This is a genomic window from Ruegeria sp. BHSB064 (genome assembly GCF_059613205.1).
Window position 1 is genome coordinate 1 of record NZ_JBXWSB010000179.1, and the last position, 6,662, is coordinate 6,662.

Annotated in this window: 8 protein-coding genes; 3 read left to right on the forward strand and 5 right to left on the reverse strand. The window is 56.0% G+C overall.

All coding sequences use genetic code 11. From position 1 onward, the window contains the following. The 3 genes from AC2FNU_RS23230 to rplJ all read right to left on the reverse strand — a co-directional run. Positions 1 to 1,804 (reverse strand): DNA-directed RNA polymerase subunit beta family protein (locus tag AC2FNU_RS23230; RefSeq protein WP_496793302.1); only part of this gene is annotated, 1,804 nt, incomplete at its 3' end. Positions 1,805 to 2,054: 250 nt separating this feature from the next. Beyond that, positions 2,055 to 2,432, reverse strand: a complete 378-nt coding sequence (gene rplL / locus AC2FNU_RS23235) for a 50S ribosomal protein L7/L12 (protein WP_152459178.1) — start codon at positions 2,430 to 2,432, stop codon at positions 2,055 to 2,057. Positions 2,433 to 2,512: 80 nt separating this feature from the next. Further along, positions 2,513 to 3,031, reverse strand: coding sequence for a 50S ribosomal protein L10 (gene rplJ / locus AC2FNU_RS23240; protein WP_480801440.1), 519 nt, complete (start codon positions 3,029 to 3,031; stop codon positions 2,513 to 2,515). A 537-nt stretch (positions 3,032 to 3,568) separates the two neighbouring features. Between rplJ and AC2FNU_RS23245 the strand changes: the two genes are divergently transcribed. Together AC2FNU_RS23245 and AC2FNU_RS23250 are read left to right on the forward strand one after the other, a co-directional pair. Continuing rightward, positions 3,569 to 3,886, forward strand: coding sequence for a DMT family transporter (locus AC2FNU_RS23245; RefSeq protein WP_496793308.1), 318 nt, complete (start codon positions 3,569 to 3,571; stop codon positions 3,884 to 3,886). 18 nt (positions 3,887 to 3,904) lie between these two features. After that, positions 3,905 to 4,537: a cysteine hydrolase family protein gene (locus tag AC2FNU_RS23250; RefSeq protein ID WP_496793312.1), complete on the forward strand. Its 633-nt coding sequence runs from the start codon at positions 3,905 to 3,907 to the stop codon at positions 4,535 to 4,537. A gap of 161 nt (positions 4,538 to 4,698) precedes the next feature. Here the strand turns inward: AC2FNU_RS23250 and rplA are convergent, their stop codons facing one another. Both rplA and rplK read right to left on the reverse strand, forming a co-directional pair. After that, on the reverse strand, positions 4,699 to 5,397 hold the full coding sequence (rplA, locus tag AC2FNU_RS23255; RefSeq protein ID WP_170673469.1) for a 50S ribosomal protein L1: 699 nt from the start codon (positions 5,395 to 5,397) through the stop codon (positions 4,699 to 4,701). A gap of 1 nt (position 5,398) precedes the next feature. Beyond that, positions 5,399 to 5,848: a 50S ribosomal protein L11 gene (rplK, locus tag AC2FNU_RS23260; protein ID WP_037314971.1), complete on the reverse strand. Its 450-nt coding sequence runs from the start codon at positions 5,846 to 5,848 to the stop codon at positions 5,399 to 5,401. 381 nt (positions 5,849 to 6,229) lie between these two features. Between rplK and AC2FNU_RS23265 the strand changes: the two genes are divergently transcribed. Then, on the forward strand, positions 6,230 to 6,662 hold a 433-nt coding region (locus tag AC2FNU_RS23265), incomplete at its 3' end, for a peptidoglycan-binding domain-containing protein (protein ID WP_496793318.1).

Sequence of the window (6,662 nt, forward strand, 5' to 3'; positions counted from 1 at the left end):
TCACGCGGGCGAAGGTGGCCAGCGAGTTGATCAGACCGATGTTCGGACCTTCCGGCGTTTCAATCGGGCACATCCGGCCATAGTGGGTCGGGTGTACGTCGCGCACCTCAAAGCCCGCACGCTCACGCGTCAGACCACCGGGGCCAAGCGCCGAGAGACGGCGTTTATGCGTAACTTCCGACAGCGGGTTGGTCTGGTCCATGAACTGCGACAGCTGCGACGAGCCGAAGAATTCGCGGACAGCAGCCGCAGCCGGTTTCGCGTTGATCAGGTCCTGAGGCATGACGGTGTCGATCTCGACCGACGACATACGCTCTTTGATCGCGCGCTCCATGCGCAGCAGGCCAACGCGGTACTGGTTTTCCATCAGTTCGCCGACCGAACGCACACGGCGGTTGCCGAGGTGGTCGATATCGTCCACGTCGCCTTTGCCATCACGCAGTTCCACCAGCGCTTTGATACAGGCCACGATGTCTTCGCGGCGCAGGGTGCGCAGGGTGTCAGGCGCGTCCAGAGCCAGGCGCATGTTCATCTTCACGCGGCCAACGGCAGACAGGTCATAACGCTCGCTGTCGAAGAACAGCGTGTCGAACAGGGCCGACGCAGCCTCGACGGTGGGCGGCTCGCCTGGACGCATGACGCGGTAGATGTCCATCAATGCGGTTTCGCGGCTCATGTTCTTGTCCTGAGCCATGGTGTTGCGCATGTACGGACCAACATTGACGTTGTCGATGTCCAGAACCGGGATGTCGGTGATACCTGCATCGATCAGCTCTTTGACGGTGCCGCCAATCAGGTCGCCGTCTTTGTCATATTCCAGGGTCAGCTCATCACCGGCTTCGACATAGATCGCGCCGTTTTCTTCGTTGATGATGTCCTTGGCGACAAATTTGCCAACGATGTGATCGAACGGAACCAGCAGGTCGGTGACGGTGCCTTCGTCGATCAGCTTCTTGACTGCGCGCGGGGTAACTTTCTTACCCGCTTCGGCAATCACTTCACCGGATTTGGCGTCGACCAGATCATAGGTCGGGCGTGTACCACGCACACGTTCGGGGAAGAACGGAGTGATCCAGCCCTTCTTCTTGTCCAGCTTGTAGGACACGGTGTTGTAATACGCGTCCATGATCGCTTCCTGGTCCAGACCCAGCGCATACAGCAGGGTGGTCACAGGCAGCTTGCGGCGACGGTCGATACGGGCGAAAACGATGTCTTTGGCATCGAATTCAAAGTCCAGCCAGCTGCCGCGATACGGGATGATGCGGCAGGCAAACAGCAGCTTGCCCGAAGAGTGGGTCTTGCCTTTGTCGTGGTCAAAGAACACACCGGGCGAGCGGTGCATCTGGGATACGATCACACGCTCGGTCCCGTTTACGACGAAGGTGCCGTTCGGTGTCATCAAAGGCATATCGCCCATGAAGACATCCTGTTCCTTGATGTCTTTTACCGATTTCGCGCCGGTGTCCTCGTCGACATCAAACACGATCAGACGCAGAGTGACCTTCAGCGGCGCGCTGTAAGTCATGTCGCGCTGCATACACTCTTCGACGTCGTATTTGGGTTTTTCCAGATCGTATTTCACGAACTCCAGAACGGAGGTTTCGTTGAAATCCTTGATCGGGAAAACCGACTGGAACACGCCTTTGATGCCTTCGCCGTCTGTGGGCTGCTCTGCATCGCCGGAGCGCAGGAAAAGATCATAAGAAGATTTCTGTACCTCAATAAGGTTCGGCATCTCCAGCACTTCGCGGATTTTGCCGTAGTATTTACGAAGACGTTTCTGGCCAAGGAACGTTTGAGCCATGTCAGATGTCACCTTTCGATGTTCTCAGCGGGCAAAGACACCGTCGGGCCCCGGCATCTTGCACAATCGAGACAACACGTCCGGATCAATTCATGGCCACCGTCCCGAAGGCGGCCTCCCGATCCGAAAACCGTGTCTTAGAAAACGCCCCCTTGATTGAGGCCCTTTCTAAGACAGGTTCGGCTGGACCCGGATTTCTCCGGACCCAGCCAAATTTTTCGGCGCATCAGCGATGCACCTGAGACTAAGCTTAGGCCAGCTCGACTTCGGCGCCAGCTGCTTCCAGCTTGGCTTTGACGTCTTCTGCTTCTGCTTTGTCCACGCCTTCTTTGATCTTGCCGCCGGCTTCGACCAGTTCCTTGGCTTCTTTCAGGCCCAGGCCGGTGATACCGCGAACTTCTTTGATGACGTTGATTTTCGAAGCGCCGGCATTCTTCAGAACGACGTCGAATTCGGTTTTTTCTTCCTCAGCTGCACCGCCGGCATCGCCAGCTGCGCCTGCGACCATTACGGCGCCGCCAGCTGCGGGCTCGATGCCGTACTCGTCTTTGAGGATGGTTTTCAGTTCTTGTGCTTCCAGCAGGGTCAGACCCACGATGCTTTCTGCGAGTGCTTTCAGATCAGCCATTGTATTAGCTCTTTCCGTTTTACAGTGTGTGTTCCAACGTCAGGGCAAATGCCCCACGCAGATCATTCAGTGCCAACCGCTTACGCAGCTTCCGCCTTCTCTTCGATGGTGGAAAGGATGCTTGCGATGTTGCTTGCAGGTGCGCCAATCGCGCCGGCGATGTTCGAAGCAGGTGCGCCAATGCAGCCAACGATCGAAGCAATAAGCTCCTCGCGAGACGGCATTTTCGAAACGGCTTCGACGCCTTTGCGGTCCAGAGCGTTCTCGCCCATTGCACCGCCAAGGATTTCGAACTTTTTGTTCTCCTTGGCGAAGTCCTCGGCCACTTTGGCTGCTGCCACAGGGTCCTCGGAATAGGTCAGAACGGTCATCCCTGTCAGCAGGTCGGCCATGCTTTCACACGGCTTACCCTCAAGGGCGATTTTGGCGAGCCTGTTCTTGGCAACACGCACGGAACCACCCGCGTCACGAGCACGTGCGCGAAGGTCCTGCATCTCGGCAACTGTCAGACCGGCGTAGTGAGCAACCACTACGACGCCAGAGCTTTCGAAGATTTGGCCGAGTTCCTCGACCACTTTCTCTTTCTGGGCTCTATCCACAGTTCTCTCCAAGTTAGGGGCGATACCTCACCCCGGCTCATATTTGCCGCAGCTTTCGCTCCGGCGTTCAGGTCCGTTATTACGGGATTGGCCAAAATGCGCCCGAGGGTGGGACCCTCAGAAATCTTTGGTCTTACCCGTCTCAGGCAGGGAATTAAGGGGCCGTATGGCACCACCCACCGTCTTGGACGAAACGAAAGAAAGCGCACGACGAATCGCACGCTTTATTCCGCAGGTCTACTTAGGGCAGATAGTCGGGGTTTCCAAGGGGTAAATTTAGGTAATAGGAAGGCAGATCCGAGGTATATTGGTTATGCGCTTCCCGAGCTTCGCTAACTTCCGAAGGAATGACAACTTTGCGGACGAAGCTGCCGCTGGAAGTCAGACTCTGAAGGTCCGCTTTCATTTCCATCATGCGGTCTGCTGACAGATTGACAATGATTAGTCCCACATTTACTACACGGCTCGTAGCCTGCCGGGACGACCCGGCCATAAACGGGTAATTGTCAGGACGACCTGCGACAGCTGGAGGTCGAAATGGCTTGGGTTCATCTTTTCATCGCAGGTGCCTTTGAAGTCGCTTGGGCGACAGGTCTCAAGAAGCTCGGCATTAGTTTCAATTGGACACTTGGTGCCCTGACCCTCATCGCTATGATTGCAAGCATAGTCGCCCTCTATGCCGCGATGGCCCGGCTCCCGCTTGGGATCGCCTATCCGATATGGACCTGCATCGGCTCCGTCGGATCGGTGCTGGTTGGCAAGTTGGCCTTCAATCAAAATCTCAGCATGTCCGGAATTGCTGGTCTGACACTTCTGATTGCAGGGATGTTTCTGCTCGGTTCAGATGCGCACTAAGACGAAAGGACACAGAAAATGACGACAAAGACGAAAACAGCAAGAAACCTGATCGAAGGTCGGCCCGCGCTAATTGTGATAGACATTCAAAAAAGCACGTTCATTGACAACAGCGAAGTGCGGTCCATCGACAACATGCCGGGTTACAAGGATCGCATGATCGCCGCGCGCGATCTGGTCGATGCGGCTCATAAGAACGATACACCCGTAATCTTCATCCAAGAAGTCCATCGTTCCGATCTGATCGATTTTGGTCGAGAGTTGGACGGAGATGAGGACGTCCATTGCCTTGAAGGCGATCCGCGCACGGAAGTCGCCAAAGAGGAAATGGGATATCGCAAAGGCGACTACATCATCCCAAAGCGGCGTTATTCGGCGTTCTTCGGAACTGACCTTGAAATCCTACTGCGCGGCCTGAAGGTCGACACGTTGCTACTGTGCGGTGGTCTGACAGATGTTTGTGTTCACTACACGTTCGTGGATGGGCACCAGTCCGACTACTTCTGCCGGGTCGCTGAGGATTGTGTAGGCGGATCATCGGTGGAGGCACATGAGGCGGCGCTCAAAGCGATGGAGTATCTGCAATCGGGCGCGGTTCAGGACCGGACCACAATTATCGAAGCAATGTCATCACATGAGTACACGAATTGACAGTGCTGGGCCTCAGTTCCGCTCAAGAGATGAACCGGCCTTTCGCGGCGTTGCAACAAGCACGTGGGTTTACGGCTCGTTGCCGGCATTTGACCGATCACAAAAAATCCCGGGCAGTTCGCACCACCCGGGATCAATTCTTGACTACTGAACGCTAGGGCTTATTCGCCCGAAGCTTCCGCAACATCCAGTGTCACGCCCGGGCCCATGGTCGAGCTAAGCGCGATTTTCTTCATGTAGGTGCCTTTGGCGCCCGACGGCTTGGCCTTGGCAACAGCCGAGACAAAAGCGCGGACGTTTTCAACCAGCTTGGCTTCGTCAAACGACGCTTTGCCAACGCCGGCGTGCACAACGCCGCCTTTTTCCGCCTTGAACTGAACTTCGCCGCCTTTGGCTGCTTCCACGGCCGCTTTCACGTCCATGGTCACGGTGCCGACTTTGGGGTTCGGCATCAGGTTGCGGGGGCCCAGAACCTTACCCAGACGGCCAACGATCGGCATCATGTCCGGGGTGGCAATGCAGCGATCGAATTCGATGGTGCCGCCCTGAATGGTTTCCATCAGGTCCTCTGCGCCAACGATATCTGCGCCTGCTTCTTTTGCCTCGTCCGCCTTGGGACCGCGCGCGAAAACAGCAACGCGCATGGCTTTTCCGGTGCCGTTCGGCAGGCCAACAACGCCGCGAACCATCTGGTCTGCGTGACGGGTGTCAACGCCCAGGTTCATCGCGATTTCGATGGTCTCGTCGAATTTCGAGGTTGCGTTGGCTTTGACCAGGGCAACTGCTTCGTCTACCGACAGGTTTTCCTTGCCAGCGACAGCTTCGCGCGCAGCGCGGGTACGTTTACCGAGTTTTGCCATCTTACTTCACCTCGATGCCCATAGAGCGGGCCGAGCCCAGGATGATCTGCATTGCGCCTTCGACGTCGTTGGCGTTCAGATCTTTCATTTTGGCTTCGGCGATTTCACGAACCTGCTTCGAAGTCACGGTTGCCACGGTCTCACGACCGGGGTTCTCTGCACCACGAGGACGGTTACGCTTGCCAACCGGCTTCAGACCAGCAGCTTTCTTCAGGTAGTAAGACGCGGGCGGCGTCTTGATGTCCATGGTGAAGGACTTGTCCTGATAATAGGTGATCACGGTCGGGCAAGGAGCGCCCTGCTCCATGTCTGCGGTCTTGGCGTTGAACGCCTTGCAGAATTCCATGATGTTGATGCCGCGCTGACCCAGCGCCGGACCAACTGGCGGCGACGGGTTCGCCTGACCTGCAGGAACCTGCAGCTTCATTGTACCAGCAAGCTTCTTGGCCATTTGGTTTTCCTTTCAACTCGGGCAAAACGCGTTTCGCCCAGATTATGTTGCGTGGTCCGGTCAGGGATCGCGATCCCGGCAACCTCCCACGAGAGAATCTCGCCCAAAGGCGATGGAGGCGGCATTTATAGGGGAATGGTGGGGTTGGCAAGTGCCGCAGACAAATCAATCAGAGTGATCGAATCAAAACCCATTCGAGCCTTCCCGGGCTTGGGAAACGCCTACTTGGGCGGACGCGCAATTCTATTCTACTAAGCCATTAATAGCGAAGTAAAAAACCTCAAATTCCTGCTATTCAGCAAAGATATAGCTTTTGTACCACATTAAAACCACCTCTCATGCTATACTCCGTAGAATTAGATTTTTCTGTGGAGGTTAATTATGATCATTCGTTTGTTAGTAGCGCTTGGCATCGCTGTTTCCTTTGCTGCGACAGCGCCTCAGAACGCACGAGCCGATGCGGGTGATTTCTTGGGTGGTGCTGTTGTTGGTGGGGTCGTCGGTTATGCAATTGGCAAGGACCAGCAGAAGAAAAAGTCCCGGACAACGACGCGGACCTATCGGTCTGGCATCCCGTCGACGTCGCAAGGTGCGCAGACCCAGACTGCCCTTAACTACTTCGGCTACAATGCTGGCCGGGTCGACGGACAGGTTGGTGGTGGCACCCGCGCAGCAATCGAACGCTACCAAGCGTCCATGGGTTATCCGGTGAATGGCTATGACTTCCAAACTTATCAACGTGATTTTCTGATGCAGGCCTACTATTGGGCGACCAGCGGCGGGCAAGCCGCAACGCAACTTGCCGGTCAACCAC

Excerpts from the sequence above, each read along its gene's own strand:
- AC2FNU_RS23250 (WP_496793312.1), top strand. The coding sequence starts at position 3,905 with ATGACGACAAAGACGAAAACAGCAAGAAACCTGATCGAAGGTCGGCCC.
- rplK (WP_037314971.1), bottom strand. The coding sequence starts at position 5,848 with ATGGCCAAGAAGCTTGCTGGTACAATGAAGCTGCAGGTTCCTGCAGGT.
- rplA (WP_170673469.1), bottom strand. The coding sequence starts at position 5,397 with ATGGCAAAACTCGGTAAACGTACCCGCGCTGCGCGCGAAGCTGTCGCT.
- rplL (WP_152459178.1), bottom strand. The coding sequence starts at position 2,432 with ATGGCTGATCTGAAAGCACTCGCAGAAAGCATCGTGGGTCTGACCCTG.
- AC2FNU_RS23245 (WP_496793308.1), top strand. The coding sequence starts at position 3,569 with ATGGCTTGGGTTCATCTTTTCATCGCAGGTGCCTTTGAAGTCGCTTGG.